Origin of the sequence: Dankookia sp. GCM10030260 (assembly GCF_042666655.1) — a bacterium.
Classification (GTDB): Bacteria; Pseudomonadota; Alphaproteobacteria; order Acetobacterales; family Acetobacteraceae; genus Paracraurococcus.
The window spans coordinates 98567-123169 of the sequence record NZ_JBHTDE010000004.1 but is presented as its reverse complement, the minus strand read 5'-3'; the positions used below and the strand labels follow the sequence as shown (position 1 = coordinate 123169).

Here is a 24603-nt window from a genome sequence, read left to right as displayed (position 1 = left end):
CGCTGACACGGAGCAGGCGTGCAAGGCTACACCGACATCAGGACCGGCGGACTGGTCGCCCTTCTGCCCCCCGGCTGGCGCCCCTACGCGCTGCTGGCACGGCTGGACCGGCCGATCGGCTCCTGGCTGCTGTTCCTGCCGGGGCTCTGGGCCTTCGCCATCGCCGCGCCGGACTGGGCGGAGGGGCTGCGGCTGACCCTGCTGTTCGGCATCGGCGCGGTCGCCATGCGCGGCGCCGGCTGCGTGGTGAACGATCTCTGGGACCGCGACATCGACCGCAAGGTCGAACGCACGCGCGGCCGGCCGCTGGCCGCCGGCACCGTCACGCCCTTCCAGGCGCTGTGCTTCCTCGCCGGGCTCTGCACGGTCGGGCTGCTGGTGCTGGTCCAGCTCAACCTGACCGCCATCCTGTTCGGCCTGGCGGCGCTGGTGCCCATCCTGCTCTACCCGCTGGCCAAGCGGGTGACCAACTGGCCGCAGGCCATGCTGGGCCTGGTCTTCTCCTGGGCGGGGCCGGAGGGGATCGCCGCGGCGACCGGGCGGATCGATGCGGTGGCCTTGCTGCTCTGGGCCGCCGGCTTCTGCTGGATCCTCGGCTACGACACGATCTACGCCCACCAGGACCGGGAGGACGACGCCGCGGTCGGCATCGGCAGCACCGCGCTGCGCTTCGGCGAGGACACGCAGCCCTTCCTCGCGGCCTGCTACGGCGCGACCCTGGCCTTCCTGGCGGCGGCTGGCTGGGTCGCCGGGCTTCATTGGGCCTTCCTGCCCGGCCTGCTGCTGCCGGCGGCGCTGCTGGCGCGGCAGGTGCTGACGCTCGACATCCACGACCCCGGCCATTGCCTCCGCCTGTTCAAGGCGAACCGGGAGGTCGGGCTGGCCATCGCCCTCGCCTTCCTGCTGGGCCGGCTGTGAGCGACCCGGAAGCCTTCATCCGCACCCAGACCGCCATCGCCCGGCCGGACATAGTGCCGGAGATCGCGCTGCACCTGGCGACCGAGATCACCCCGATCTGGCAGGCGACCGAGGCCTGGCTGCACAGGGAGGGCATCGAGCCGCCCTTCTGGGCCTTCGCCTGGCCCGGCAGCCAGGCCATGGCGCGGCTGATCCTGGATACGCCGGCGCATGTCGCGGGACGCCGGGTGCTGGACTTCGCCGCCGGCTGCGGCCTGGCCGCGATCGCCGCGGCCCGGGCCGGCGCCGCCACGGTGGAAGCGGCCGAGATCGACCCGCTGGCGCTCGCCGCGACCCGGCTGAACGCCGCGCTGAACGGCGTTGCCGTCGCCACGCCGGAGGGCGACGTGGTGGGCGCCGACTGCCGCTGGGACCTCATCCTCGCCGGCGACGTCTGCTACGAGGCGCCGATGACCCGCCATATCCTGCCCTGGCTGCGCGCCATGGCGGCGGCTGGTGCCGAGGTCTGGCTGGCCGATCCCGGCCGCGCCTATGTCCCGCAGGACGGCATGGCGGAGCTGGCCCGCTTCGACGTGCCGGTGACGCGGGAACTGGAGGACCGCGACCACCGGCTGGTCACCATCTGCCGGCTGCTGGGATAGGCGGCTCACCGCGTCGCCACCTCGAGGAAGCGGAGCAGCGCCGCCAGGTCGCCCGGCTCGCCCACCGTCTGCACCGGCATCCGGGTCCCCGGCGTCACCACGTCCGGGCCGCGGGTGAAGAGGTCGGCCACCGTCTCCCGCGTCCAGGTGATGTCGCCGCGGGCGAGGCGTGGCGAATAGGCATAGCCGGGCAGCGACCCCATCCGCCGGCCGAAGAGCCGGTGCAGGCTGGGGCCCGCCATCGGCCCGGCATCGGCGCCCAGCGCGTGGCAGGCGCTGCAGGCGCGGAACACCCGGGCGCCCTCGGCATCGGCGCCCTCCGGCGGCGCCGGCTCGGCCGCCCCGGCCAGCGGGCCGAGCGGCGCGCCGGTCGCCGCATCCCAGCGCCGCACCCGGCGGTCCTGCCCGCCGGTCCAGAGGCTGCGCCCATCGGCCGCGAACACCACCGACCAAAGCGGCAGGCCCGGCCCGTCCAGCCCGTGCAGCAGCCTGCCGTCGGCGACCGACCAGAGCGCCGCGCTGCCGCCCATCGAGGCGACGGCAAGCCGCCCGCCATCCGGCGCCACGGCGAGGGCGACCACCGGGCTCGGGCCGGCGGCCCATTCGCGGACGGTGCCACCGGGTTGCAGGATTCGGACAAATCCATCCGCCCCGCCCGCCGCCAGCGCGCCGCCGGGCAGCGCGGCCAGCGCATTCAGCGGCAGGCCGAATTCGGCCAGCACCCGGCCGCCGGCGGTCTCCCACAGCCGGACGGTGCCATCCGCCCCGGCGCTGGCCAGGCCCGCCGGCGTCCAGGCCAGGGCGGCGGCCGGCCCGGCATGGCCCTGCAGCACCCGCGCGGTGCCGTCGGCGGCCCAGATCCGCACCGTGCCGTCCCAGCCGGCCGAGGCCAGCCCCCCGTCCGCCGCCACCGCCAGCGCGGTGACCGGCCCGGCATGGCCTTCGAGCACCTTGGACGGGATCTCGGCCCCGCCGGTGGGCCAAAGGGCGATCCGCCCCTCCTCCCCCGCGCTGGCCAACCCGCCATCCGGCAGGGCCGCGAGCGCCGCCAGCGCGCCGGCATGCCAGCGCATCACCCGCCGCGCCTGGCCCGCCGCCGGGTCCCAGAGGATCACCGCCTGGTCGAACCCTGCCGAGGCCAGGCCACCGCCCGCCAGCACGGCCAGGGCCCGCACCGGCCCGCCATGCCCGGCGAGCTCCTGCGCCCGGACCATGGGCGGGGCAAGGAGGAGGGCCAACAGCAGCAGCAGCGGCAAGCGGCGGGCGGCATGCCGCGGCGACCCGGGATCGGGGCAAGGGGTCGGCGAGGCATGCGACGGGCGCGGTCGCATCGGCGGGATTCGGACAAATCCCGGGGGCGATCCAGCGCCGGGCGCGCCGCCGAGAAGGCGGCCGGCGCGGGACGGGAAAGCGACGGGTCCTGGACCCATGGGCCGGCCTCCGACACGGCCGGTCGTCATAGGAAAAATGTCACAAAAAAGCAAGCCCGAAGCGGGGCGGCACCGTCACGCCGTGATGCCGCCATCCACATGCAGCACTTGGCCGGTGATGTAGCCGGCCGCCGGCGAGGCGAGGAAGCCGATCGCCGCCGCGACGTCCTCGGTGGACCCGAGCCGCCGCATCGGGATGCGGGCGATCCGCTCCTCGAAGGCCTTGGGGTCGAGCGCCGCATGCGCGCCGGGGTCCTTCTGCGTGAAGCCCGGCGCCACGGCGTTCACCGCGATGTCCGGCGCCCATTCCACCGCCAGCGCCCGCACCAGCGCCTCCAGCGCCGCCTTGGCCGCGGCCGAGGCCGGGAAGACCGGGTGCTCCAGCCGGAAGACGTGAGCGACGAAGGAGGAGACCGCGACCAGCCGTGGGTCCCGCCCCGCCAGCAGATGCGGCTTCGCCGCGCGTGCCAGCCGCAGCAGGGCGAAGGCGATGGCGTCGTGGCTGGCGGCGAAGGCCGCGTCGCTCAGGCTGGCCAGCGGCGTGCGGTCGGCGAAGCCGGCATTGGAGACCAGCACGTCCAGCCCGCCGAGCGCCGCCACCGCCTGGTCGACCGCGCGGGCCGGCGCCTCCGCCTCGGCCAGGTCGCCGAGCAGGACATGCGCGGTGCCGCCCGTGCCGCGCACGTGCTCCGCCATGCGTTCGGCGCCGTCGCGGTTCTTCCGGGTGTGCAGCGCGATCGCCACGCCGGGGCCGGCCAGGATCCGGCAGCAGGCGGCGCCGATGCCGCTGGCCGCGCCGGTGATCAGGTATCGCCGCACCGTCATGGAATAAACGCCCCGCTGCGAAACGCCGGCGTGCCAGCATGGCGCGCCTGCCAGGGCGAAGAAGACCATCGGAGGAACGCCATGACCATAGTCTCGCGCCGCGGGGCGCTTGCCGCCGCCGCCGGCCTGGCCGCCGCAGTGCCGGCCGCCGCGCAGCAATCCTGGACCCCGCCCGAGCCGGCCCAGCGCTGCCCCGGCCCCTGGGGTGCCGCCGACCGGCGCGGGGCGATGAACCGGCAGACGCCGGACACGGTGAAGCGCACCGCCGGGCTGATCCGCAGCGGCGAGATCGTCGAGCTCGGCCAGGTGCTGGAGCAGGGCATGCCGCTGCAATCCACCCGGCAATTCCACATCCACCTGAAACCGCTGGCGATGAACCCGCAGGCCAACCGGCGCGGCTCGAACGAGGAGATGGTGATCGCCGAGATGGGCCAGGTCGGCACCCAGTTCGACATGTTCCCGCACCAGACCATCGGCAACCATACCTACAACTGCGTCGAGGTGGACAGGATCGCCACCCGCAACGGCTTCACCGAGATGGGGGTGCACACCGTCGGCAACATCTTCACCCGCGGCGTGCTGCTGGACATCGCGGCGCTGAAGGGCGTGCCGATGCTGGAGGCGGGCTACGAGATCAGCGTCGCCGATGTCGAGGCCGCGCTGCGGCGGCAGGACGTGGCGCTGGCCGAGGCCGATGCGGTGCTGTTCCACACCGGCTGGGGCGCGCTGTGGGGCAAGGAGAATGCCCGCTACCTGAACAGCAACCCGGGGATCGGCGTCGCCGCGGCGGAGTTCGTCATCCGGCGCGGGCCGATCCTGATGGGCGCCGACGTGGCGACGGTGGAGGTCTCGCCGTCCAAGACCATGCCGGCGGCCAGCCTGCCGATCCACCAGATCGCGCTGGTGGTGAACGGCGTGCACCTGCTGGAGAACCTGAAGCTGGACGAGCTGGCGGCCAAGCGGCGGTCGGAATTCGTGCTGAACGTCCAGCCGCTGAAGCTGAAGGGGGCGACCGGCAGCACGGTGGCGCCGACCGCGATCCTGTAGCGCGGGGCGGGGGGCTTTGCGGCCGCAGCCCCCACCCCTACCCTTCCCCGCCAGATCGGGGGAGGGAATCGCGGATGCTGACGGTGCTGGAGCCGGAAGGGCTCTATCCGGACACGAAGCTCGAGCAGGAGATCCTCGGGCCGAGCGTCCGTATCCTGCAGGGCAATGCGAAGGCCTCGCTGGCCGAGCTGCCGGACAGCCTGCTGGCCGAGGTCGAGGGGCTGATGACCCTGCGGATGTGGGTCCCGGCCGAGCAGATCGCTCGCTTCCCGAAGCTGAAGGTCGTGGTCCGCATGGGCGTCGGCTACGACCGGGTCGACCGCGCCGCCTGCGCCGCGCGCGGCATCCTGGTCGCCAACCTGCCCGACTACGGCACGCAGGAGGTCGCCGAATTCGCCGTGCTGCTGGCGCTGTCGCTGCGCCGCGGCCTGATCCTGTACCACGAGACCCAGCGCGGGCCGGACCCGGCGCCCTGGGCGGTGCGGCCCTCCCCCCTGGTGCGGCGGCAGGAGGTGCAGACCTTCGGCATCCTCGGCCTCGGGCGGATCGGCTCGGCCGCGGCGCTGCGGGCCAAGGCCTTCGGCTACCGGGTGGTGTTCTTCGACCCGAACCAGCCGAACGGCTGGGACCGCGCGCTCGGCATCCACCGCGCGCGGTCCATGGACGCGCTGCTGGCGCAGTCCGACGTGCTGTCGATCCATTGCCCGCTGACCCGGACGACCCGCGGGCTGATCGGCGAGCGCGAGCTGCGCCTGCTGCCGAAGAACGCGGTCGTGGTGAACACCGCGCGCGGCCCGATCCTCGACATCGATGCGCTGGAACGCGTGCTGCGCGACGGCCACATCGCCGGCGCCGGGCTCGACGTGATCCCGGAGGAGCCGCCGAAGGACCCGATCCCCAACCTGCTGCGCGCCTACCGCGACCGGGAAGACTGGCTGCAGGGCCGCCTGGTGATCACCCCGCACATCGCCTTCCATTCGCCGGAAGCCTGGGACGACATCCGCCGCAAGGGCGTGGAGACGATGCGCGACGTGCTGGTCGAGGGGCGGCGGACCAACGTGATCCCGCCCGAGAGCGACTGAGGGGCCATGCGGGCGGCCCGCGCACCGGCGGGTCCCCGCCTCAGGCCCGCGCCACCCGCACCAGGCCCGGCGGCGCCGCGGACAGCCGCTGCCAGCGCCGCAGCATGAGCAGCGCGACGCCGCCCAGCCCCGAAGCCAGGCCGATCCACAGCCCGACCGGCCCCAGCCCCAGCCAGGCCGCCAGCACCAGCCCGACCGGCATGCCGATCCCCCAATAGCCCAAGCCCGCCAGCAGCATCGGCACCCGCGTGTCCTTCAGCCCGCGCAGCGCCCCGGCCGCCACCGCCTGGACGCCATCCGCCAGCTGGAACACCCCGGCGACGGTGAGCAGCGTGGCGGCCAGCGCCGCGGCCTCCGCCGCCAGCGGGTCGCCGCCGCCGAGGAAGCCGCGGGCGATCGCCCCGCCGCCGAGGACCAGCAACAGCGCCATCGCCGCCATGAAGCCGGCGCCCAAGGCCACCGCCGCCCAGCCCGCCCGCGCCGCGGCCCGCGGCTGGCCGGCGCCGGCGAACAGCCCGACCCGCGCCGTCGCCGCCTGGCCGATGCCCATCGGCACCATGAAGGTCATCGCCGCCACCTGCAGCGCGACGGCATGCGCCGCCACCGCCACCGCGCCGAACCAGCCCATGGCGATGGCCGCGGCGCTGAACACGCCGATCTCCAGCAGCATGGTCCCGCTGATCGGCAGGCCGAGCCGCAATACCTCGGCCAGCTTGCCGCGGTCCGGCCGCCAGAACCGCCCGAGCAGCCGGAACCGCCCCAGCGCCCGGTCGCGGGCGATCAGCCCGAGCAGGCCGAGCAGCATCAGCAGGTTGGCCAGGCTGCTGGCGATGCCGGCGCCGAGGATGCCCAGGCCATCCCAGCCGAAGCCGCCGAAGACCAGGCCGATGCAGAGCACCGCATTCACCCCGATGCCGCCGGCGGCGATCCAGAGCGCCGGCGCCGGGCGTTCCATCGCGGCCAGGAAGCCGCGCAGCACGACGAAGCCGCAGAACGGCAGCAGGCCCCACATCAGGGCACGGACATAGGTCCCCGCCAGCGCCGCCAGGCGCGGCTCCTGCCCGGTGGCCAGCAGCACCGCCTCGGCGAACCAGAGCGCCAGCAGCGCCGGGATCAGCATGACCAGCGACGCCCAGAGCGCGCTGCGCGCGCCGCGCCGCATCTGCCGCACCCAGCCGCGCCCGGCCCCGCCCGGCCGCTGCCCGGCCCCGCGCGCCTGGGCCAGCAGCGGCGTCGCCGCCAGCGCGGTGCCGAGCGGCGCGGCCATCACCGCCCAATAGAGGTTGGCCCCCAGCGTCGCCGCCGCCAGCGCCTCGGTCGAGAGCCAGCCGAGCACGATCGCATCGGTCAGCGCCAGCGCATGCTGGCTGAGGTTGGTCAGCGCCAGCGGCCAGGCCAGGGCGAGGGTCGCGCGCACCTCCGCCCGCCAGGGAGGTCCGCCGGCGGTGTGTGCCATGGACTGCATGGGCGGGGCTTTAGCGCAGCCGGGCGCCGCGGTCGCGTGCGCCGCCGCATCGCGGCCGCGCCGGTGGCTGGCGCGGCGCCGCTTCCGCGCTAGGCTGCCGCGAAAGCCACAATCCGGAGTGACGTCATGCACCGCCGCGCGCTACTCGCCACGCCGCTCGCCGCCCCGCTGCTGGCCATGCCCGCCCAGGCCCAGGCCCAGGCGACGGCGCTCGCCACCGAGGAATTCATGGTCCCGTCGAAGGACCCGGGCATCGAGCTCTTCGTCCGCAACAAGCGGCCCGAGACCCTGGCCGCCTTCACCCCGGGCCGCACCCTGCTGTTCGTGCACGGCGCGACCTATCCGGCGCATACCGCCTTCGACCTGCCGCTCGGCGGGCTGTCCTGGATGGACTACATCGCCGGCCGCGGCTTCGATGTCTGGTGCATGGACATCCGCGGCTATGGCCGCAGCACCCGCCCGGCCGAGATGGCCCAGCCGCCCGAAGCCAACCCGCCGCTGGTCCGTGGCGAGACGGCGGTGGCCGATATCGGCGCGGTCAACGCCTTCATCCGGCAGAAGCGCGGCCTGCCGCGGATCGTCCATATGGGCTGGTCCTGGGGCACCGGGCTGACCGGGCGCTTCGCCGCCGACAACCCCTCGGTGGTGGAGCGTGTCGTGCTTTACGCGCCGCTCTGGACGCTCGGCGGGCCGCCGCCGATCGGGCCGGCGAGCGGGCCGCTGGGCGCCTATCGCCGCGTCACCCAGGCCGCGGCGAAGCAGCGCTGGGTGGCGGGGGTGCCGCAGGACAAGGCGGCCGGGCTGATCCCGCCCGGCTGGTTCGAGCACTGGGCGGGCGTCACCTGGGCGACCGACCCGGACGGGCAGCGGCAGAACCCGCCGGCGCTGCGGGCGCCGAACGGCGTGCTGCAGGACCTGGCGGACTACTGGGCGCCGGGCAAGGAGCCGTTCTACGACCCGGCGAAGCTCCGCGCCCCGGTGCTGCTGGTGGTGGCCGAATGGGACCGCGACACGCCGCCTTCCATGGCCTCCACCCTGTTCCCGCTGCTGCTGAACAGCCCGGGCAAGCGGCTGGTGGTGCTGGCGGAGGGGACGCACAGCATCGTCATGGAGCGCAACCGCGGGGCGTTGTTCCAGGCGGTGCAGGTGTTCCTGGAGGAAGCGGCGGCCTGAAAGGCCGGGGAAACTGTATCCTCCCCGGGCCCCTCTCCATTTTTCAGGGTCGGCGACGGCCGCGCGGCGACGGGGAGGGCGTGCTTCTTCCCGCCGCGTCCTTGCCTTCACCCTTCCCTTACCCGATCCGGTTTCCAATGCCGCCGCGACATCGCTCGCTTGCCGCGGCCCGCCCCGGGCCGCCCCGAGGAAGGGATATCCCGGCATGCCTACCCCCCGTTCCACCGCGCCGCTCGCCGCAGCGGCGATCGTCCTCCTCGTCGGCTGCGCCGCCGAGGCGCAGACCAATGACCCGTCCTTCCGGCTGACCAACAACAGCTCGGGCAAGATCAACGAGATCTACGTCTCCTCCTCCGGCGTGAATTCCTGGGGGCCGGACCGGCTGGGCGACCGGGCGCTGAATTCCGGCGGCAGCTACACCATCCGCCTGCCGAGCGGGCAATGCGTCAACGACATCCGCGTGGTCTACGGCAGCGGCGAGGCGACCGAGCGGCGGCGGGTGAACACCTGCAGCGTGACCGACCTGGTCTTCCCGTAATCGTCGAAGGTGGGGGCGGCTATCGCCACAGCCCCCGCACCGCCAGCCAGTCCTGCACCACCTGCGCCACGGCCTGGCTGTTGCGGTCCATCATCATCATGTGGCTGTTGCCCATGATGCCGCGCTCCGGCAGCGCCACGACGTCGACCTCGGCGCCGGCCTGCCGCAGCCTGGCGTAGAAGTCGAGCCCGCGCTGGCGGATCGCCGGCCAGCGCCCATCCCGGTCGATGAAGTCGCCGTACAAGGCCAGCACCGGGACACCGCGCAGTGCCGCCAACGCCTCCGGCGTCGCCTCGCCGAAGCCGGCGGGCTCGACCAGCACCAGGGCGCGCACCCGGGCGGGTTCCGCCTGGGCGGCGCGGAAGGCGAACATGCCGCCCTGGCTATGCGCCAGCACCACCGCCGGACCCACCCGGCGCAGCAGCGCGCGGTAGGCGGCCAGCTGCGCCGTATCCGTCGTGGTCCAGCGCGGCACCACCTGGCGCATGAAGTTGTCGTAGGCCTCGACGGGGAATTGCGTCCCCGGCAGCGCCGTGCGGGTGCGCCAGCTGCCCGGCCCGGCACCGATGCGGAAACGTTCCCAGGGGTCGCCCTTGGTCAGGAAGATCGCCTCGCCCTGGAAGATCTCCGGCGACATCGCCCAGCCGGAGCGTCCGCGCTCCACCGCGTCGCTCACATAGGTGGCCCAGCCGCGGCGGAGGAAATAGTGCTGCCAGCCCTCCCGCCCGTCCGGCGTCGTCTCCCAGGTCACGCCGGTCAGGCCGCCGCCATGCCACAGCAGCAGCGGCACCGCGCCGCGCTCGGCCGCGGGCAGGTGGTACTGCACGTACATCGCCTCCACCTGGTAGGTGCCGTTGGCGTCGATCCGGGCGGGGACGCCGCCCGGGACCAGCAGCACCTCCCGCACCGGCTTGCCGGCGACCACGGCCTCCCGCCCGCCGATATGGAAGCTGCCCATGCCGCGCAGCGCCAGCGGCGGTTCCTCCGCCTGGCCGGCAAAGGCGGGCGCGACGGCGAAAAGCGCGGCGAGCAGGCGATGGCGCGGCATGGCGGCGGTCCCAGGCGGCATTTTCGCGCAGGCTAGGCCTGCGCCCACGTTGTTGACACCCCAACTCACGGGTCTAAGCCTTCGCCGAGCGGGAGTGAATGCCATGGCCGGATCCGACCAGACCAAGAAGCCCTTCAAGCTGCGCAGCCAGCGCTGGTTCGACGACCCGGAAGACCCGGGCATGACCGCGCTCTATACCGAGCGCTACCTGAATTTCGGCATGACGCGGGGTGAGCTGCAGTCGGGCAAGCCGATCATCGGCATCGCCCAGACCGGCTCCGACCTGTCGCCCTGCAACCGCCACCACCTCGACCTGGCGAAGCGGGTGCGGGACGGCATCATCGCCGCCGGCGGCATCCCGCTGGAATTTCCGATCCACCCGATCCAGGAGACGGGCAAGCGGCCGACCGCGGCGCTCGACCGCAACCTGGCCTATCTTTCCCTGGTGGAAGTCCTGCACGGCTACCCGCTCGACGGCGTCGTGCTGACGGCGGGCTGCGACAAGACCACGCCGGCGGTGCTGATGGGCGCGGCGACCGTCAACATCCCGGCCATCGTGCTGTCCGGCGGGCCGATGCTGGACGGCCACCACAAGGGCCGGCTCACCGGCAGCGGCACCATCGTCTGGGCGGCGCGGAAGCAACTGGCCGCGGGCGAGATCAACTACGACCACTTCATGGAGCTGGTGGCGTCCTCCGCGACCAGCGTCGGCCACTGCAACACCATGGGCACGGCGCTGTCGATGAACTCCCTGGCCGAGGCGCTGGGCATGTCCCTGCCCGGCTGCGCCGCCATCCCCGGGCCCTACCGCGAACGCGGCCAGATGGCCTATGCGACGGGCAGGCGCATCGTCGAGATGGTGCACGAGAACCTGCGCCCGTCCGACATCATGACCCGCGCGGCCTTCGAGAATGCGATCCTCGCGGCGAGTGCGATCGGTGCCTCCACCAACTGCCCGCCGCACATCATCGCCATCGCCCGGCACATGGGCGTCGAGCTGAAGATCGAGGACTGGGACACCATCGGCCACGACATCCCGCTGCTGGTCGATTGCCAGCCGGCCGGCCGCTTCCTGGGCGAAGCCTTCCACCGCGCCGGCGGCGTGCCGGCGGTGATGCGGGAGCTGCTGGAGGCCGGCAAGCTGCGCGGCCAGGCGATGACGGTGACCGGCAGGACCTATGCGGCGAACCTCGAGAACCTCGAGCCTGCCGACCGCGAGGTGATCCGCGCCTACAATGAGCCGATGAAGCCGCATGCCGGCTTCGCCATCCTGTCCGGCAACATCTTCGACAGCGCGGTGATGAAGATCAGCGTCATCGACGCGGAATTCCGCCGCCGGTACCTGTCCGAGCCGCCGGGCGTCTTCAATGGCAAGGTCGTCGTCTTCGAGGGGCCGGAGGACTACCACGACCGGATCGAGGACCCCTCCCTCGGCATCGACGACCACACCGTGCTGGTGATCCGCAACTCCGGCCCGGTCGGCTATCCCGGCAGCGCCGAGGTGGTGAACATGCAGCCGCCGGCCACGCTGATCAAAGCAGGCCTCGACACCCTGCCGACCATGGGCGACGGGCGGCAATCCGGCACCTCGGGCAGCCCCTCGATCCTCAACATCTCGCCCGAGGCCGCGATCGGCGGCGGGCTGGCGTTGCTGAGGTCGGGCGACCCGATCCGCATCGACCTGAATACCCGGAAGGTCGACGTGATGATCCCGGAGGCCGAGCTCGCCGCCCGCCGCGCCGCCTGGAAGCCCCCGGTGCTGCCGAACAAGACGCCCTGGGAGGAGATCCAGCGCAGCATGGTCGGCCAGCTCGGCACCGGCGGCTGCCTGGAGCCGGCGACGGCCTATCTCAACATCCTGGAGACTCGGGGCGAGAGCCGGCACAACCACTGACGTCCATCAGCGTGGCGAATAGGACGTATCGGGACTTCGGATTGGCAAGCATGGGGGGATAACCCCATCTTGCCGGCAAAGGGCGGCGCGATGGCCGCCCGATCCAACGAGGTCGATGTTCCATGATGCGCAACCTGCTTGCCGCTGCGGCCCTGCTGTCGGGCCTGGCTGCGGCACCCGCCCTCGCCCAGAGCGCGGCCGCTTCGACGCGGACGCTGGAGCAGAACCAGCGTGCCTATGTCGCGCCCCTGCCCGCCCCGGCGCAGGCCGCCGCGGCAAAGGACAAGCCGGTCGCGGCCAGCCTGCCCCAGGCCCCCGTGCGCCGCATGATCCTGGCCGACAAGGCGCGCTGAGCCACCCCGTGCCGCCGGCGACGGCCTAAGAAGGAAAGCAAGACGGGGAGGTGAACCTCCCCGCGCCCCGCCTTTTTTTGTGGGCCGGGGCCTGCCGCGCGGTGGGCATCGACCCGGAGAAAAAGGTGAGAGGGGGTCCGGGGGAGAGAATTCTTCCCGCCCCCGGGGCATTGACGCCCGGCCCGCCGCCGTGAAGATGGCGCCCGCAATCAGGGCGGGAGGCGACCAATGGCCGGCAGGCTGCAGGGCAAGCGGTGCTTCGTGACGGCCGCAGGCCAGGGGATCGGGCGCGCCACCGCGCTGGCCTATGCGGCGGAAGGCGCCAGCGTCGTCGCCACCGACCGTGACGCCGACAAGCTGCGGGGCCTCGACGGCATCGAGACGCTGACGCTCGACGTGCTGGACGACAAGGCCGTCGCCGCCGCGGTGCAGGGCGCCGGGCCGCTCGACGTGCTGTTCAACTGCGCCGGCTTCGTCCACCAGAATTCGATCGAGACCTGCACCGACGACGAATGGGACTTCGCCTTCGCGCTGAACGTCCGCGCCATGTGGCAGACCATCCGCGCCGCGCTGCCGGGCATGGTCGCCAGGGGCGGCGGGTCGATCGTCAACATGTCCTCGGCCTGCTCCAGCCTGAAGGGCGCGCCGAACCGCTTCGTCTATGGCACCACCAAGGCGGCGGTGATCGGGCTGACCAAGTCGGTCGCCACCGACTATGTCTCGAAGGGCATCCGCTGCAACGCGGTCTGCCCGGGCACGGTCGATACCCCGAGCCTCGGCGACCGCATCGCCGCCAATGCCGCGGCCGCGGGCGGGATGGACGCGGCGCGCGCCGCCTTCGTCGCCCGGCAGGCGATGGGCCGGCTGGCGACCGCCGAGGAGATGGCGGCGCTGGTGGTCTACCTGTCCGCGCCCGAGAGCACCTTCGTCACCGGCCAGGCCATGGTCATCGACGGCGGCTGGATGTTGTGAGTTTCCGCGCCGGCACGAAGCCGCCACACCAACCCTTCGTGCCGGCGCGCCGTTTTCTGGAGGACCCATCATGAAGCTGCTGCGTTACGGCCCCGACGGCCAGGAAAAGCCCGGGATGCTCGATGCATCCGGCACCATCCGCGACCTGTCCGGCGTCATCCCCGACCTGGCCGGGGAGGCGCTGTCCGCCGCCGGCCTGGCCAAGATCGCCGCGCTCGACCCGGCCTCCCTGCCCGCGGTGCCGGGCAACCCGCGCCTCGGCCCGCCGACCACGGGGATGAAGAACCTCATCTGCATCGGCCTGAACTATGCCGACCACGCCGCCGAGACCGGCGCGCCGGTGCCGAAGGAGCCGATCGTCTTCCTCAAGTCGCTCGGCGCGCTGTGCGGCCCGAACGACGACGTCATCATCCCGAAGAACTCGGTGAAGGCCGACTGGGAAGTCGAGCTCTGCATCATCATCGGCACCAAGGCCAAGTGCGTCAGCGAGGAGGCGGCGCTGGACCATGTCGCCGGCTATGCGCTGGGCAACGACGTCTCCGAGCGCGAGTGGCAGATTGAGCGCGGCGGCGCCTGGGACAAGGGCAAGGGCTGCGACACCTTCGGCCCGGTCGGCCCCTGGCTGGTCACCAAGGACGAAATCCCCGACCCGCAGAACCTGACCATGTTCTGCGAGGTGGACGGCAAGCGCTACCAGAACGGCTCGACCCGGACGATGATCTTCGGGGTGAAGACCATCGTCTCCTATGTCTCGCACATGATCACGCTGCATCCGGGCGACGTGATCTTCACCGGCACGCCGCCGGGCGTCGGGCTCGGCGTCAAGCCGGCGCCGGTCTTCCTGAAGGCAGGGCAGACCATGCACCTGGGCATCCAGGGCCTGGGCGAGCAGACCCAGAAGACGGTCGCCTACGCTGCCGCCTGACGCACCGATCCTGCTGATCCTCGACTTCCCGGCCCGCCCTCCCGGCGGGCCGGAACAGGCGGCGGCGTTGCGCGCGCTGGCCGAGAGCATCGCGCAGGAGCCTGGCCTGGTCTGGAAGATCTGGACCGAGAGCGCGGCGGAGCACCGCGCCGGCGGGGTCTACCTGTTCGAAAGCCGCGCCGCGGCCGAGGCCTATCACCGAATGCATGCGGAACGCCTGGGCCGGGTCGGCGTCACCGGCATCGAGGTGACCTACCGCGCGGTCAACGCGCCGCAGTCCCGGATCACCCGGGGCCCGTTACCCTGAGCCCTGGCGCGGCGAAGAAGGCTTTGCCGCGCGGGTGCCACTGCCGCTGGAGCATATCGCGGGAGGGCGTGCGCGCCCGGACGCATGAATCTGCGCAGAAACCATGGAGCTACAGCGGTTTGCGTTCACTTTCGAACGCACGCCGCTGTAGCCTGCCCGCGCCCCGTCGAAACAGGAGGCATCCCGCATGTTCGAAACCGACGGCTTCATCGAAGCCTGCCGCATCGCCCTGGCGCAGGATGCCGGCGGGTCCCGCGCGGTGCGGGCGCTGCTGGGCCGCACCGTCGCCGACCCCGGCCAGGTGATGGCCGGGCTGGGCGAGCCGCAGCGGGCCGGGATCACCACGCTGCACCGCGCCGACGACCTGACCATCCTCAACGTGGTCTGGGGGCCGGGGATGACCATCATGCCGCACAACCACCGCATGTGGGCGGTGATCGGCGTCTATACCGGCGGGGAGGACAACATCTACTGGCGCCGCCTACCCGACGGCCGGTTGGAGGCCGCCGGCGCGCAAGCCGTCCGCGCCCGGGACTGCGCGGTGCTGGGGAAGGACATCGTCCATTCCGTCACCAACCCGCTGCTGAAGCTGACCGGGGCGATCCACATCTATGGCGGCGACTTCTTCGCCGCCGACCGCAGCGAGTGGGACCCGGAGACGCTGACCGAAGGCCGCTACGACGTGGAGAAGGCGAAGCGGCTGTTCGAGGCGAGCAACCGCATCGCCGGATAGGCGGAAACGGCCCGGCGCAAGGCCCCGCCAACGCGGCGTCATGGAAGTTTGTTCTCGTCCTGTTCGGGAAACCCGCGGCGTTCCGCGCGCTACTCCTCCGAGCGGCGCAGCAAGCGCCGCGCAACAGGAGACGTGCATGCCGCAGTTCGCAGCCACCATCAAGCACATCCAGGACGGGGTGAAGGGCTTCACCATCAGCGCCGCGGTGAAGAACATCGAGGGCTGGGAAGACACCCTCGGCAAGCTGGAGACGCCCGGCGCCAAGACCATCGTGCGCGATCTGGAGAAGCTGAAGAAGCTCATCCAGGCGGAGCAGATCGACGGCGACGCGGTGAAGACGCTGGTCGGCAAGCTGGGCAAGGAAACCGTGACCCTGGCCGGCAAGGCGGACAGCAAGAATGCCGAGAAGGTCAAGCAGCTCGGCGAGGCGCTGACCTCAGCGGCGTGAAGAGAACGGCTGGGGAGGAAGCATCCTCCCCAGGCCGCGCCTCTCTTTTCGTGGGCCTGGCACGCCGGGCGGCAGGTGTCAGGCCTGCATGAACGAAGGCGGCGCCGGATGCATGCGTCCGATGGGAGGAAACGCTTTCCTCCCCAGGCTTGCCTGCCCTACATCGTCGCGCCGAGCACCCAGGGCGCGAATTCCGCCGCGCCGAAATCGAAGCTCTCGCTCTTGGTCCGTCCGCCGCTCGCCGTCTCCAGCATCTTGGCGAAGATGCGTTCACCCACCTGCTGCACCGTCTCCTCTCCCGTGACGACCGTGCCGCAGTTGATGTCCATGTCGTCTTCCATGCGCTGGTACATCGGCGTGTTGGTCGCCAGCTTGATCGACGGCGTCGGCTTGCAGCCGAAGACGCTGCCGCGGCCGGTGGTGAAGCAGAGCAGGTTGGCGCCGCCCGCCACCTGGCCGGTCGCGCCGACCGGGTCGTAGCCGGGCGTGTCCATGAAGACGAAGCCCTTGGCGGTGACCGGCTCGGCATAGCGCACCACCTCGACCAGGTTGGTGGACCCCGCCTTGGCCATGGCGCCGAGCGACTTCTCGAGGATGGTGGTCAGCCCGCCCAGCTTGTTGCCGGGGGACGGATTGGCATCCATCTCGGCGCCCTCGCGCTCGCAGTAGGCTTCCCACCAGTGCATCACGTCGACCAGCTTCTGGCCGACCGTGGGGGAGACCGCGCGGCGGGTCAGCAGGTGCTCGGCGCCATAGGTCTCCGGGGATTCGGACAGGATCACCGTGCCGCCGTGCCGCACGACGAGGTCAGAGGCCGCGCCCAGCGAGGGGTTCGCGGTGATGCCGGAATAGCCGTCCGAGCCGCCGCATTGCAGGGCGACGCAAAGCTCGCTCGCCGGCACCGGCACGCGGGAGACCTTGTTGGCCTCGTCCAGCACCTCCTTCACGAAGGCGATCCCGGCGGCCACCGTCTTCCGCGTGCCGCCCATCTCCTGGATGTCCATGTTGCGCAAGCGCCCTGACAGCCGCTGCTCGTCCAGCAGGCCGCCGATCTGGTTCACCTCGCAGCCCAGGCCGATGGCGATGACATGGCTGAAATTGGCATGCCGGGCGAAGCCGCCCAGCGTGCGGCGCAGCAGCGTCAGCGGCTCGCCCGCCGTCATGCCGCAGCCGGTCTTGTGGGTCAGCGCCACCACGCCGTCGACGTTCGGCCAGGCCGCCAGCGGGTCCTCCCCGGTCAGCGGGTTGCGGCGGAAGGCCATGGCGATCAGCTCGGCCACATGCGCCGAGCAGTTCACCGAGGTGATGATGCCGATGTAGTTGCGCGTCGCCACCCGCCCATCGGCGCGGATGATGCCCTGGAAGGTCGCCGGCGCGGCGACCGGCTGGGTCGGCTTCGCATCCCGGCCGAAGGCATAGTCGCGGGAGAAGTCGCCCATGCCGAGGTTGTGGGTATGCACCCAGGCGCCGGGCGAGATCGCATCCGTGGCGAAGCCGATGATCTGGCCGTAGCGCCGCACCGGGTCACCCTTCGCCTGCGCCTTCACCGCGATCTTGTGCCCGGCCGGGATGCGCGCGAGGGTCGCGACGTTGTCGCCGATCGAGGTGCCCGGCGGCAGGACCTGGCGGGCGATGACCACGTCGTCCTCCGGGTGCAGGCGGATGATGGGCGGCTGGGTCATGGCATCCATTGGTCGGGTCTCCGTCTCGGGCCGCAGATTACCCGCTGGGTGTGGAATCGCCATCCGCCAGTGCCGCTTCCGTTGCCAGCCGGCTCGGCAGCAACTCGCCCCGCCGTTCCAGCAGCGGGTGCGCCACCAGGGCGATATGCCCGCCGACCCGGCGCAGGTCGCGCACCGCATCCAGCAACAGCCCGGCGGCGTCGCCCTCGCCGGCCGCCAGCCGGCGGGCCGCATCGCGTTCCGCCACCCGCAGGCCTTCCTTGCCGCGCACCAGTTGCCGGGCCGCCTCGGCGTCCTCCAGCATGAAGACGGCGATCGCCAGGCGAAGCTGTTCCTGCAACGTCGCGTGCAGCTCGGCGATCTCCTGCAGCCCGGCCTCCTCCAGCGGGGCGCCGCGGCGCAGCCGGCGGCCGGCATGGCGCAGCAGGTCGCGCTCCATCACGTCGGCCGCATGCTCGAGTGCGATGGCGAAGGCCTGCACCTCCTCCAGCCGGCGGATCTCCTCCTCCCCCAAGGCGTCGCGGGGGATCTTCGACAGGTAGTCGTGCACCGCGCGGTGCAGCCGATCGACCTCGTCGTCCAGCTTGCCGGCGGCGCGGGCGGCGTCGCGGTCGGCGGCGCGGAAGGCCTCGGCCGAGGCCTTCAGCATCGCCTCTACCCGGTCGGCGATGCGCAGCACCTCGCGCGCCGCATTGGCCAGGGCGACGGACGGGGTGCGCAGCGCCGCCTCGTCCAGGTAGCGCGGCGCGCCGGGATCGGCCGCGGTGCGGTCCGGCAGCAGCCGCACCAGCAGCCGCGCCAACCCCGGCAGCAGCGGCAGCGCCAGCAGGCCGGTGACCAGGTTGAAGGCGAGATGCGCATTGGCGACGAAGCGTGCCGGCGCCGCATCCACCACCTGCAGCCAGCCCACCGCCTGCGGCAGCAGCGCCAGACCGAGCGCCGCGCCCAGCACGCGGTTGATGAGGTTGCCAGCCGGGACGCGCAGCCGCGCCGTGTCCTCGCGGTCGCCGCCGGCTTCCAGCAGCGGGTTCACCGCGCTGCCGAGATTGGCGCCCAGCACCATCGCGAAGGCCGCCGCCGGCGCCGCCACGCCGCTGCCGGCCACCGACGCCACGAACAGCACGCCGGCGACGCTGGAATGCGCCGCCCAGGCGATGGCGGCGGCCAGCAGCAGGTTGGGCAGCGGCTGGTCGGCCAGCGCCGCGAGCAACGCGCGGAGCGTGGGGGAGGTCTCGACCGGCGCCATGCTGGCCACCATCAGGTGCAGCGCCAGCAGCATCAGCCCGAGCCCGATCGAGACGCGGCCGAGGTCGCGCGTGCGGGCCCGCCTCGCCCGGCGGAAGGCCAGCACGCCGATCAGCACCAGCACCGGGAAGACCGCCGCCACGTCGAAGGAAAGCAATTGCACGATCAGCGCGGTGCCGACATTGGCCCCCAGCATCGCCGCAAGTGCCGGCGCCAGCGCCACCGCGCCGGAGGCGGCGAAGGAGCCGACCATGAGCGCCGTCGCGGTGCTGGACTGCAAGGCGGCGGTGACGCCGAGCCCGGCGGCGAAGGCCCTGAGCTGGCCGCCGAGCGCGATGCCCAGCGCATGCCGCAGCCGGCTGCCGAAGGCCTTCTGCACGCCGCTCTGCACCATGTGCAGGCCCCAGAGCAGCAGGGCCGCCTCGCCCGCCAGGTCCAGCAGCAGCCGTAGCTCGGTCATTCCTGGTCCGTCACCTCCGGATGGTCAGGCGTTGCCGGCCACCGTCGTGCGGAACATCAAGCGCGTCTAGCGGGTATGGTCGAACAACGAGGCCGTGTGCAGGACGGAGCGGTTGTCCCAGGCCACCAGGTCGCCCGCCTGCCAGCGGTGGCGGTAGAGGTAGCGCTCCTGCCCGGCATGCCGCATCAGCGTCTCGATCAGCGCGCGGCCCTCGGCCACGTCCATGCCCTCGATGTGGCTGATCACGGCGGGGCAGAGGAAGAGCGAGCGCCGGCCGGTCACCGGATGGATGCGGACCAGCGGCTGCGGCATCGGCGGGAATTTCCGCCGCGTCTCCTCCGACAAAGGCGGCCGGCCCGGCGTGTGCCTGGCGTTCCAGTCATAAAGCGTCGCCAGGTCGTGCACCGCGACCAGCCCCTCGATCCGCGCCTTGGTCGCTTCGTCGAGGTCGTCATAGGCGGCCTGGGCATCGAGGAACCAGGTCTCGCCGCCCTCCGGCGGGCAGATCGCGCCGTAGAACAGCGACGCCGCGCTGGGCACCGCGCGGAAGCTGCTGTCGGCGTGCCATTGCTCGACCCCGGTGGCGAAGTTGGCCTTGATGCCATCCGCGTCGTAATTGCCGACGCAGAAGATCTCCGGGTGCTGCGGGTGGGTATGGGTGGTGCCCGAATGCAGCTCGAGCGGGCCGAGCCGCCGGCTGAAGGCGACCTGCGCGCCGGGGTCGTTCGCCACGTTGCGGATCAGCACCACGTGGTGGCGGTGCAGCGCCGCCAGGAAGGCCGCGACATCGGCGGCCGGCGCATCGCCGGCGACCGTGAGGCCGGTGAGCTCGGCGCCGAAGCTGGCGTCGAGCGGGTGCGTCGCCACGCGGGTGGCGGAGGATAGGGCAGCGCTCATCTCTGGCAGGCTCCTGCGAGGACGACCGTGGGCTTGGCGTGTTGCCCGCAGCATGGCCCAGCCTTCCCGGCGCCGCAAACCCCGCGCCCCTTCCGCCGCCGCGCATCCTGCCCTATCGCGCAGGCCAGGGGAGACCGACGCCATGCAACGACGCACCATCCTGAAGGCCGCGGGCCTCGCGACCCTGCCGCTGCCCGCCCTCGGCCAGGGTGTCCGGGCGCGCAGCCTGCGCTTCATGCCGCAGGCGGCGCTGGCGGTGCTGGACCCCATCTTCAACCCGACCACCATCGTCACCACGCATGGCTACTGCGTCTTCGACACGCTGTACGGCTGCGACGCGAAGCTGCGGCCGCGGCCGCAGATGGCGGCGGGGCATACCGTCTCGGCCGATGGGCTGACCTGGACCATCCGGCTGCGCGAGGGCTTGCGCTTCCACGACGGCGCGCCGGTGCGGGCCAGCGATTGCGTCGCCTCCCTCCAGCGATGGGCGGTGCGGGACGGCTTCGGCCAGGTGCTGGCCCGGGCGGTGGCGGAATGGTCGGCGCCGGAGGACCAGGTGATGGTCATCCGGCTTCGCCGCCCCTTCCCCGCCTTGCTGGACGCGCTGGCCAAGCCGGCCGCCAGCCCCGCCTTCATCATGCCGGCGCGGATCGCCGCGACCCCGGCCGACAAGCCCATCGGCGTGGACGGGATGATCGGCAGCGGCCCCTGGCGCTTCCTGGCGGGCGAGTTCGTCCAGGGCGCCCGCGCGGCCTATGCCCGCAACGAGGCCTATGTCCCGCGCGACGAGCCGGCCGAGGCGGCCGCGGGCGGCAAGCGGGTGCATTTCGACCGGCTGGAGCTGGTCTGGATCCCCGATGGCGGCACGGCGGCAGCGGCGCTGCAGACCGGCGAGATCGACTGGATCGAATACCCGCTGCCGGATCTCGTCCCGGTCCTGGCGCGCGACCGCAACATCGCGACGCAGGTCTACGACCCGAACGGCTTCCTCGGTTTCCTCCGGTTCAACCACCTGCACGCGCCGTTCAACGACGTCCGGGTCCGCCGCGCCATCCGCGACGCCCTGGTGCAGTCCGACTACATGCAGGCGGTGGCGCTGCCGGGTGACTGGCAGGAATGCCATGCGGTCTTCCCCTGCGGCCTGCCGGGGGTGAAGGAGTTCCCCCCCGCGCCGCGCGGCGAGGCGGCGATGGAGCGCGCCCGCGCGGCATTGCGCGAGGCGGGCTACAAGGGCGAGCCGGTGGTGCTGGTGAACCCCAGCGACTTCCCCGCGGTGACCCAGCAGGGCCGCGTCTCGGCCGACCTGATGCGGCGGCTCGGCGTCAATATCGAGCTGGTCGAGAGCGACTGGGCCACCACCATCGCCCGCCGCGCCAACAAGGGCCCACCGGCCCAGGGCGGCTGGAGCCTGCACAACACCAACTTCCCCGCCGCCGCCATCGCCAACCCCGCGGTCAGCCCCATCATCCGCGGCCATGGGGAGCGCGCCTGGTTCGGCTGGCCGACGGATGCTGCTTCCGAGGCCGAGGTCGAGGCCTGGATCGGCGCCGGCGACGCGGCGACTCAAGTCCGCGCCATGGCGGCCCTGCAGGAGGCGGCCTGGGACAGCGTGCCCTTCGCGCCGACCGGGCTGTTCAGGCTGCGCACCGCGTTTCGGCGCGACCTGAGCGGGGTGCTGCAAGGGCCGAACCCGTTCCTGTGGAACCTGAAGCGGGAATAGGCAGGCAAGGTTGGGGAGGGGAAAGTATCCCCCCCCCCCGGTTGGACGCATGCGTCCAACCACTCCCTTCCATTCTATGGGCTTGGCCTTTGCCGCGCGGCGAGTGCCAAACCCACAAAAATAGAGGAGGGTCCAGGGAGGATACGTCCTCCCTGGCCTTGCTACTTCCGCTCGATGTTCCAGAACACCGGGAAGGCAAACGGCACCACGCCCTTCACATCCGCCCGGTAGGCCGCCGGCGCCGAAAATTGCCCGCCCAGGGCATAGTTCACGTTGCGATGGAAGGCCGCCTGCAGCTTCGCCGCCAGCGCCTTCTGCTGCGCCGGGTCGGCGGCCTCCGCCATCTGCCGCAGCAGGCCGGTGGTTTCCTCGTCGCAATGCCAGCCCGGATTGAACTCCGAGCAGTTGTTCGACACCGAAGGATTGGACAGCGGGTTGATCAGGTCGATGCCGTTCCAGACGATCGGCATCACGCTCCAGCCGCCCTGCTCGACCGGCGCGCGGCTCAGCCTTCGCTGCGCGGCGGTGGCGTAGTCCGTGGTGAAGACATCGACGTTGAAGCCGGCGCGCTTGATCTGGTCGGCCATCACCAGCCCGATCGGGTTCAGCAGCGCCGAGCTGGCGGAGTGCAAGAACACCACCTTCTCGCCCTTGTAGCCGGCCTCCTGCAGCAGGGCGCGGGCGCGCTCGGGGCCGGCGCCGCGGAGGTATTCGGTGCCGGCGTCGTTGGTCAGCGGCGCGTCGCACATGTAGATCGACAGGCAGGGCTGCGCCATGTCGGCCGGCAGGCCGAGCCCGGCCATGACGTCCGGCTGCTGGATGGCCGCCTGCAGCGCCCGCCGCAGCCGCGGGTCGTTGAAGGGTGGCTGCACGTGGTTGACGTTGAGGATGGAGACCATCTGCTGCACGCCGCGCTGCGACGCGATGGTGACGTTGCGGTCGCGCCTGAGGGCGGCGATGAAGTCGAAGGGGACGATCTCCAGCAGGTCCATCTCGCCCGCCAGCAGGGCCGAGACCCGCGTCGCCTGGTCCGGCATGCTGATGAGCTCGACGCGGTCGAGATGCACGCGCTTGCCGCCCGCGAGCCCATCGGCCGGTTCGGGCCGCGGCCGGTAGCGCGGGTTGCGGTCGAAGCTGGCGCGGTCGCCCGGCCGCCATTCGGCGCGGCGGAACAGGAAGGGGCCGGACCCCACGATCTCCGGCACCGCCTTGTCGGCCGGCAGGTTGGCCAGCCGCGCCGGCATCATCACCGGGATGGTGTGGCCGGGCTTGCCCAGTGCCTCGATGACGAAGGCGAAGGGGCGGTTCAGCACCAGGGTGAAGCGGCGGTCGTCCACCGCCTCGAGCGCCGCGGTCGAGCGCATGAGCTGGCCGCCCAAGGCCTCCCGCTTCCCCCAGCGGCGGATGGAGGCGACGGCGTCGGCGGCCGTCACCGGCGTGCCGTCGGAGAATTCCAGGCCTTCGCGCAAGGTGAGGCGCCAGGTCAGGCGGTCGTCGGAGACCTCCCAGCCCTCCAGCATCTGCGGCTTCAGGTTGCCCTGGTTGTCGATGCCGACGAGGGTGTCGAAGACCATGTAGGCGAAGACGCGGGTCGCGTTGATCGTGGTGACGATCGGGTCGAGCACCTGGAGTTCGGTGTTCAGCGAGACGCGCAGCGTCCTCGGCTGCGCCGCGGCGGTGCCGAGCGTGGCGGCCAGCAGCGCAGCGGCGAGGAAGGGCGCGCGCATCACGCGGCGCTCGCGCGGCGGACATGGTCGTAATTCTGGTTGCGGAACCAGGCCATGTAGTCGCCGGTGGTCAGGGCGGGGAAGCGCGGCGGCTCGGCGTCGCAGCCCGGCAGCACGTCGATCAGCGTGTCCGGGTTCGGGTGGAAGAAATAGGGGATGGCGTAGCGCGGGCCGCCCGAGGTGTTGAAGGCGCGGTGCGGCGTCGAGAGGAAGCGGCCATTGGTCCAGCGGTGCAGCACGTCCCCGGTGTTCACCACGAAGCTGTCGGGGATGACGGGGACGTCGAACCAGGTGCCGTCGGTGGTGCGCAGCTGCAGGCCGGGCACCTTGTTCTGCGCCAGCAGGGTGAAGAAGCTGCTGTCGGAATGCGGCGCGATGCCGAACTCGTTGGCGCCGTAGCTGGCCGGCGGGTAGTGGGTGAAGCGCAGGTTGGTCAGCGGCCGGTCGCAGAGCGGGCCGAAATATCCGGGCGGCAGATCCAACGCCGTGGCGTAGAGCGGCAGCATCGCCTGGGCCAGCGCATCCAGCGCGTCGTAGTAGCGCAGCGCGGTGTCCTGAAAGCCGGGAAGGCCGGCGGGCCAGCACTCCGGGCCGCCGGCATCGCCGCCGGCGCGCTTCATGAAGAAGGCCTCGTTCTCGTTCGGCTTGTTGTTCGGGTTGATCTGCGAATGCCGCGTGGTGCTGCCGCGCAGCGGCACGTAGCCCTGCAATTGCGGATTGGCCTTCACCGCCAGCTTCTCGTCCAGCCCCTGGGCGTGGAAGCGGGCGCAGGCGGCGAAGGCCTCCTCGACCAGCGCGGCGGGGACGCCGTGGTTGACGATGGTCAGGAAGCCGATGGTCTCATTGATGTGGCGGAGCGTCGCCGCCGTCGCCTCCAGCGCGCCGGGCGCGCCGGCCAGATAGGGCCCGAGGTCGAGGATCGGAATCGCGGGCGTGGCGTCGGCGGCCATGGCGGCTCTCCTGCGGGAGGCGGGGCGGGGTCGGGTGCCATGCGCCGGCTTGCGCGTTCTTGACCCAAGCTAATCACGGCCGCCGCCGCCGGGTCAAACCGCCGGGCAGCAGAAAGGCCCCGG

At 72.2% G+C, this 24603-nt stretch carries 23 protein-coding genes; 14 read left to right on the top strand and 9 right to left on the bottom strand.

Translation table 11 applies throughout. The features are described from left to right. Positions 1 to 18 precede the first annotated feature (18 nt). Together ubiA and ACFQS7_RS16185 are read left to right on the top strand one after the other, a co-directional pair. Positions 19 to 918 (top strand): 4-hydroxybenzoate octaprenyltransferase, encoded by a 900-nt coding sequence (ubiA, locus tag ACFQS7_RS16190; RefSeq protein ID WP_380068140.1) that lies wholly within the window; start codon positions 19 to 21, stop codon positions 916 to 918. Beyond that, positions 915 to 1559, top strand: a complete 645-nt coding sequence (locus ACFQS7_RS16185) for a class I SAM-dependent methyltransferase (RefSeq protein ID WP_380068139.1) — start codon at positions 915 to 917, stop codon at positions 1557 to 1559. The genes ubiA and ACFQS7_RS16185 overlap by 4 nt, the downstream gene beginning before the upstream one ends. 5 nt (positions 1560 to 1564) lie before the next feature. On the opposite strand, the gene ACFQS7_RS16180 is transcribed toward ACFQS7_RS16185, so the two are convergent. Together ACFQS7_RS16180 and ACFQS7_RS16175 are read right to left on the bottom strand one after the other, a co-directional pair. Further along, positions 1565 to 2815 carry a hypothetical protein gene (locus tag ACFQS7_RS16180; RefSeq protein ID WP_380068138.1) on the bottom strand — a complete coding sequence of 417 codons (1251 nt, stop codon included), beginning with the start codon at positions 2813 to 2815 and terminating at the stop codon, positions 1565 to 1567. 249 nt (positions 2816 to 3064) lie between these two features. Continuing rightward, positions 3065 to 3814 (bottom strand): SDR family NAD(P)-dependent oxidoreductase, encoded by a 750-nt coding sequence (locus tag ACFQS7_RS16175; RefSeq protein ID WP_380068137.1) that lies wholly within the window; start codon positions 3812 to 3814, stop codon positions 3065 to 3067. An 81-nt stretch (positions 3815 to 3895) separates the two neighbouring features. Between ACFQS7_RS16175 and ACFQS7_RS16170 the strand changes: the two genes are divergently transcribed. Beyond that, on the top strand, positions 3896 to 4861 hold the full coding sequence (locus ACFQS7_RS16170) for a cyclase family protein (protein ID WP_380068136.1): 966 nt from the start codon (positions 3896 to 3898) through the stop codon (positions 4859 to 4861). Positions 4862 to 4935: 74 nt separating this feature from the next. Further along, complete coding sequence (locus tag ACFQS7_RS16165) at positions 4936 to 5943, top strand: C-terminal binding protein (protein ID WP_380068135.1); 1008 nt, start codon at positions 4936 to 4938, stop codon at positions 5941 to 5943. A 40-nt stretch (positions 5944 to 5983) separates the two neighbouring features. On the opposite strand, the gene ACFQS7_RS16160 is transcribed toward ACFQS7_RS16165, so the two are convergent. Then, on the bottom strand, positions 5984 to 7360 hold the full coding sequence (locus tag ACFQS7_RS16160; RefSeq protein ID WP_380068134.1) for an MATE family efflux transporter: 1377 nt from the start codon (positions 7358 to 7360) through the stop codon (positions 5984 to 5986). Positions 7361 to 7534: 174 nt separating this feature from the next. On the opposite strand from ACFQS7_RS16160, the gene ACFQS7_RS16155 reads away from it, so the two are divergent. Both ACFQS7_RS16155 and ACFQS7_RS16150 read left to right on the top strand, forming a co-directional pair. Beyond that, a complete protein-coding gene (locus ACFQS7_RS16155) occupies positions 7535 to 8581 on the top strand; it encodes an alpha/beta hydrolase (protein WP_380068133.1) in 1047 nt (348 codons plus the stop codon). Positions 8582 to 8786: 205 nt separating this feature from the next. Next, positions 8787 to 9119, top strand: coding sequence for a hypothetical protein (locus ACFQS7_RS16150; protein WP_380068132.1), 333 nt, complete (start codon positions 8787 to 8789; stop codon positions 9117 to 9119). 19 nt (positions 9120 to 9138) lie between these two features. Here the strand turns inward: ACFQS7_RS16150 and ACFQS7_RS16145 are convergent, their stop codons facing one another. Next, complete coding sequence (locus ACFQS7_RS16145) at positions 9139 to 10167, bottom strand: alpha/beta fold hydrolase (RefSeq protein WP_380068131.1); 1029 nt, start codon at positions 10165 to 10167, stop codon at positions 9139 to 9141. A gap of 103 nt (positions 10168 to 10270) precedes the next feature. On the opposite strand from ACFQS7_RS16145, the gene ACFQS7_RS16140 reads away from it, so the two are divergent. The 7 genes from ACFQS7_RS16140 (at position 10271) to ACFQS7_RS16110 (ending at position 15799) form a co-directional block, all read left to right on the top strand. Then, positions 10271 to 12061 (top strand): IlvD/Edd family dehydratase, encoded by a 1791-nt coding sequence (locus tag ACFQS7_RS16140; protein WP_380068130.1) that lies wholly within the window; start codon positions 10271 to 10273, stop codon positions 12059 to 12061. Positions 12062 to 12183: 122 nt separating this feature from the next. Then, positions 12184 to 12414: a hypothetical protein gene (locus ACFQS7_RS16135; RefSeq protein WP_380068129.1), complete on the top strand. Its 231-nt coding sequence runs from the start codon at positions 12184 to 12186 to the stop codon at positions 12412 to 12414. A gap of 228 nt (positions 12415 to 12642) precedes the next feature. Next, complete coding sequence (locus tag ACFQS7_RS16130; RefSeq protein ID WP_380068128.1) at positions 12643 to 13386, top strand: SDR family oxidoreductase; 744 nt, start codon at positions 12643 to 12645, stop codon at positions 13384 to 13386. Positions 13387 to 13456: 70 nt separating this feature from the next. Further along, the gene (locus tag ACFQS7_RS16125; protein WP_380068127.1) at positions 13457 to 14311 is read left to right on the top strand and encodes a fumarylacetoacetate hydrolase family protein; all 855 of its coding nucleotides are present in this window, start codon (positions 13457 to 13459) and stop codon (positions 14309 to 14311) included. 67 nt (positions 14312 to 14378) lie between these two features. Continuing rightward, entirely contained in the window at positions 14379 to 14618 is a 240-nt protein-coding gene (locus ACFQS7_RS16120; RefSeq protein WP_380068126.1) for a YdhR family protein, read from the top strand. A 187-nt stretch (positions 14619 to 14805) separates the two neighbouring features. Continuing rightward, the gene (locus ACFQS7_RS16115; protein WP_380068125.1) at positions 14806 to 15351 is read left to right on the top strand and encodes a hypothetical protein; all 546 of its coding nucleotides are present in this window, start codon (positions 14806 to 14808) and stop codon (positions 15349 to 15351) included. A 136-nt stretch (positions 15352 to 15487) separates the two neighbouring features. Beyond that, complete coding sequence (locus tag ACFQS7_RS16110; RefSeq protein WP_380068124.1) at positions 15488 to 15799, top strand: hypothetical protein; 312 nt, start codon at positions 15488 to 15490, stop codon at positions 15797 to 15799. Between the two features lie 158 nt (positions 15800 to 15957). Here the strand turns inward: ACFQS7_RS16110 and ACFQS7_RS16105 are convergent, their stop codons facing one another. From ACFQS7_RS16105 to ACFQS7_RS16095, 3 genes are all read right to left on the bottom strand, one after another. Next, entirely contained in the window at positions 15958 to 17490 is a 1533-nt protein-coding gene (locus ACFQS7_RS16105; protein WP_380068123.1) for a UxaA family hydrolase, read from the bottom strand. A gap of 28 nt (positions 17491 to 17518) precedes the next feature. Further along, positions 17519 to 19186, bottom strand: coding sequence for a Na/Pi cotransporter family protein (locus tag ACFQS7_RS16100; protein ID WP_380068122.1), 1668 nt, complete (start codon positions 19184 to 19186; stop codon positions 17519 to 17521). A gap of 66 nt (positions 19187 to 19252) precedes the next feature. Beyond that, complete coding sequence (locus tag ACFQS7_RS16095) at positions 19253 to 20083, bottom strand: TauD/TfdA dioxygenase family protein (protein WP_380068121.1); 831 nt, start codon at positions 20081 to 20083, stop codon at positions 19253 to 19255. A gap of 142 nt (positions 20084 to 20225) precedes the next feature. Here ACFQS7_RS16095 and ACFQS7_RS16090 point away from each other — a divergent pair, with 142 nt between their 5' ends. Then, complete coding sequence (locus tag ACFQS7_RS16090; protein ID WP_380068120.1) at positions 20226 to 21803, top strand: ABC transporter substrate-binding protein; 1578 nt, start codon at positions 20226 to 20228, stop codon at positions 21801 to 21803. Positions 21804 to 21964: 161 nt separating this feature from the next. Here the strand turns inward: ACFQS7_RS16090 and ACFQS7_RS16085 are convergent, their stop codons facing one another. Together ACFQS7_RS16085 and ACFQS7_RS16080 are read right to left on the bottom strand one after the other, a co-directional pair. After that, on the bottom strand, positions 21965 to 23530 hold the full coding sequence (locus ACFQS7_RS16085; protein WP_380068119.1) for an ABC transporter substrate-binding protein: 1566 nt from the start codon (positions 23528 to 23530) through the stop codon (positions 21965 to 21967). After that, positions 23530 to 24480 (bottom strand): isopenicillin N synthase family dioxygenase, encoded by a 951-nt coding sequence (locus ACFQS7_RS16080; protein ID WP_380068118.1) that lies wholly within the window; start codon positions 24478 to 24480, stop codon positions 23530 to 23532. The genes ACFQS7_RS16085 and ACFQS7_RS16080 overlap by 1 nt, the downstream gene beginning before the upstream one ends. Positions 24481 to 24603: the final 123 nt, after the last annotated feature.

What these genes read in the sequence shown, in the direction of transcription:
- ACFQS7_RS16175 (WP_380068137.1), bottom strand. Translation starts at nt 3,814, where the DNA reads ATGACGGTGCGGCGATACCTGATCACCGGCGCGGCCAGCGGCATCGGC.
- ACFQS7_RS16170 (WP_380068136.1), top strand. Translation starts at nt 3,896, where the DNA reads ATGACCATAGTCTCGCGCCGCGGGGCGCTTGCCGCCGCCGCCGGCCTG.
- ACFQS7_RS16165 (WP_380068135.1), top strand. Translation starts at nt 4,936, where the DNA reads ATGCTGACGGTGCTGGAGCCGGAAGGGCTCTATCCGGACACGAAGCTC.
- ACFQS7_RS16155 (WP_380068133.1), top strand. Translation starts at nt 7,535, where the DNA reads ATGCACCGCCGCGCGCTACTCGCCACGCCGCTCGCCGCCCCGCTGCTG.
- ACFQS7_RS16150 (WP_380068132.1), top strand. Translation starts at nt 8,787, where the DNA reads ATGCCTACCCCCCGTTCCACCGCGCCGCTCGCCGCAGCGGCGATCGTC.
- ACFQS7_RS16145 (WP_380068131.1), bottom strand. Translation starts at nt 10,167, where the DNA reads ATGCCGCGCCATCGCCTGCTCGCCGCGCTTTTCGCCGTCGCGCCCGCC.
- ACFQS7_RS16140 (WP_380068130.1), top strand. Translation starts at nt 10,271, where the DNA reads ATGGCCGGATCCGACCAGACCAAGAAGCCCTTCAAGCTGCGCAGCCAG.
- ACFQS7_RS16135 (WP_380068129.1), top strand. Translation starts at nt 12,184, where the DNA reads ATGATGCGCAACCTGCTTGCCGCTGCGGCCCTGCTGTCGGGCCTGGCT.
- ACFQS7_RS16130 (WP_380068128.1), top strand. Translation starts at nt 12,643, where the DNA reads ATGGCCGGCAGGCTGCAGGGCAAGCGGTGCTTCGTGACGGCCGCAGGC.
- ACFQS7_RS16125 (WP_380068127.1), top strand. Translation starts at nt 13,457, where the DNA reads ATGAAGCTGCTGCGTTACGGCCCCGACGGCCAGGAAAAGCCCGGGATG.
- ACFQS7_RS16115 (WP_380068125.1), top strand. Translation starts at nt 14,806, where the DNA reads ATGTTCGAAACCGACGGCTTCATCGAAGCCTGCCGCATCGCCCTGGCG.
- ACFQS7_RS16110 (WP_380068124.1), top strand. Translation starts at nt 15,488, where the DNA reads ATGCCGCAGTTCGCAGCCACCATCAAGCACATCCAGGACGGGGTGAAG.
- ACFQS7_RS16105 (WP_380068123.1), bottom strand. Translation starts at nt 17,490, where the DNA reads ATGGATGCCATGACCCAGCCGCCCATCATCCGCCTGCACCCGGAGGAC.
- ACFQS7_RS16100 (WP_380068122.1), bottom strand. Translation starts at nt 19,186, where the DNA reads ATGACCGAGCTACGGCTGCTGCTGGACCTGGCGGGCGAGGCGGCCCTG.
- ACFQS7_RS16095 (WP_380068121.1), bottom strand. Translation starts at nt 20,083, where the DNA reads ATGAGCGCTGCCCTATCCTCCGCCACCCGCGTGGCGACGCACCCGCTC.
- ACFQS7_RS16090 (WP_380068120.1), top strand. Translation starts at nt 20,226, where the DNA reads ATGCAACGACGCACCATCCTGAAGGCCGCGGGCCTCGCGACCCTGCCG.
- ACFQS7_RS16085 (WP_380068119.1), bottom strand. Translation starts at nt 23,530, where the DNA reads ATGCGCGCGCCCTTCCTCGCCGCTGCGCTGCTGGCCGCCACGCTCGGC.
- ACFQS7_RS16080 (WP_380068118.1), bottom strand. Translation starts at nt 24,480, where the DNA reads ATGGCCGCCGACGCCACGCCCGCGATTCCGATCCTCGACCTCGGGCCC.